3 protein-coding genes are annotated in these 2418 nt (G+C 48.9%); all 3 read right to left on the bottom strand.

Annotated elements, in window-relative coordinates; genetic code table 11:
- The coding region (locus OEM52_14880) for an NADP-dependent malic enzyme (GenBank protein ID MDK9701418.1) at window positions 1–1070 on the bottom strand (1070 nt) is incomplete at its 3' end.
- A 185-nt stretch (window positions 1071–1255) separates the two neighbouring features.
- Window positions 1256–1552, bottom strand: coding sequence for a YciI family protein (locus OEM52_14875; GenBank protein MDK9701417.1), 297 nt, complete (start codon window positions 1550–1552; stop codon window positions 1256–1258).
- 6 nt (window positions 1553–1558) lie between these two features.
- On the bottom strand, window positions 1559–2418 hold an 860-nt coding region (gene gatD, locus OEM52_14870), incomplete at its 5' end, for a Glu-tRNA(Gln) amidotransferase subunit GatD (GenBank protein ID MDK9701416.1).

The following is a 2418-nucleotide window of genomic DNA, read 5'->3' as shown; positions in this document are numbered from 1 at the left end:
AAGCGTGCTAACGCTTGGGTAGCCGCTTTCTTCATTTCTTCGTTAATCTGCGATGCATGGGTATCCAATGCACCACGGAAAATGAACGGGAAGCCAAGAACGTTGTTCACTTGGTTCGGATAATCACTGCGACCGGTTGCCATGATGCAATCGGGACGAGCTTCGATAGCATCGGGATATGAGATTTCCGGTGTCGGATTTGCCATCGCAAAAATGATCGGGTCTTTGGTCATTTTCTTGATCATTTCTTTGGTCACAACGTTAGCAACCGAGCAACCACAGAATACGTCAGCGCCGTCCAAGGCTTCCGCTAATGTGCGGGCTTTGGTGTCTGAAGCGAAGTATGCCTTGTATTTGTTGTACTTCGGATGTGCCGGATCAAGATCTTCGCGACCGAAATATAACGCGCCTTTTGTATCGCATAGGACGACATTTTCGTGACTAACGCCAAGCGTTTCGTACATCCGCGCACAGGCAATACCGGAGGCTCCTGCACCATTAAATACCACTTTCACTTTCGAGATGTCTTTACCTACCAACTCGATAGCATTGATTAGCGCAGCGCCTGAGATAATCGCGGTTCCGTGTTGATCGTCGTGAAACACCGGAATATTCATCGTCGCTTTGCAAACTTCTTCGATGTAGAAACAGTCCGGGGCAGAAATGTCTTCCAGATTGATACCGCCGAAGGTCGGTTCGATCATTTGGCAGAATTTGATGATTGCGTCGGGATCGAGCGAGTTAACTTCAATGTCGAATACGTCGATATCGGCAAATCGCTTGAACAAAACACCTTTGCCTTCCATCACGGGTTTACCAGCAAGAGCGCCGATATTCCCAAGTCCAAGTACTGCGGTACCATTCGATAAAACTGCGACCAGATTTCCTTTCGCGGTATACTGGTAGGCTAGTGATGGATCCTTGGCAATATGAAGACACGGTTCCGCGACACCGGGGGAGTATGCCAGTGATAGGTCACGCTGGGTTTTACACGGTTTGGTCGGAACGACTTCGATTTTCCCTTTTCTGCCGCGGGCATGGTATTCGAGGGATTCCTGGAAGATATCCATAAGAAAACTCTCCGGATTTATTCGGTTGGCGAATCGAAAAACTGTTTGTGGAATAAAAATGAAAGACGGTTACGAGTTACCCGGTCGGTAATCATGCCGCTTCGTAATGGCAATAGTAAAGATAACATTAAAACATCCGTTATGCCAATCTCGTGAAACATCTCTAAACGTCGGTTCAGCAAAGACTATTTGCCTATCCAGTCTTTCAAAAAACTCTGATGCTTCACAGGAATGAATTCAACCACCCGATGGCTCGCAACCTGCTGCACTGTATATGGATCACGTTGAAAAAACGCTTCGATTGCTTCGCGGTTTTCCGCCCGGGCGACAACCATTCCTCCGACCAACGGTTCTTGTGGCCCTGACATCAGCAACAACCCTGCTCGGTAACCCTCATCGAGAAACACGCGGTGAGCGGGAACGACCGCTTCCACTTCAGCAATCGAGGCAGTGTAGGTGACTTCGACCAAAAAATGCTTCATAGCCGCTTACTTTCTCACCTTTGAGATAAATTCTTCGACTTCCGGAATGCCACCTTGCATGATTAAGTACCCGTTGCTCGGCTCGCGGTCGGTAATCTCTCCCGCAATCGGGGTAAACATAATCTTTCGGACATCTGCCGGGTCTTCCGATTGGCCTAACGCCCAACATAACTTCATGTAAGCGACTTCCGGCAGCATATTCGCCATTGGTATTACACCTAACTCCATCATGTCGCGCCCGGTATCGTACACATACATCTGTACATAACCCCACAAGGTTTGTACTGTCATGTAAACAGCAATCCCTTTTTCCTTGGCACGTTTGAGCGCGGGGTAGAGTGGTTTATTGACGTGTCCGAGTCCAGTACCGGCAATCACGATGCCGCGATAATCGTTGTCGATTAGTGAATCGATGATGTCTGGTTTCATGTTCGGATAGTAGTAAACGATACTGACCTTCTCCTCGAATGCGGTATTGATCACTACATTTCTGTCATGCCGTCGTCGTTTGTAGTCTTCCCGTAACGGACGGATCCATTGTCGGCTCACCATCGCTAACGGAATATCGCCAATCGTACGGAAGGTCGAACGATAACTCGAGTGCATCTTTCGGACCCGGGTTCCGCGATGGAGTAAGCCGTAATCGTCCGAAGTCGGTCCAAACATACAGACCATCACTTCAGCAAGATCGCTTTCTGCAGCAGCTTTCACACTATGCATTAAATTCAGAGCGGCATCGGACGAGGGGCGATCCGATGAACGTTGCGAACCGACCATCACAATCGGAACCGGGGAATTCTGCACCATGAACGAGAGAATCGCTGCGGTGTGGTGCATCGTATCGGTACCGTGACCGATCACAATTC

The organism is bacterium (assembly GCA_030247525.1).
Lineage (GTDB): Bacteria > Electryoneota > JAOADG01 > JAOADG01 > JAOADG01 > JAOTSC01.
This window is presented reverse-complemented; position numbering and strand designations above follow the sequence as displayed.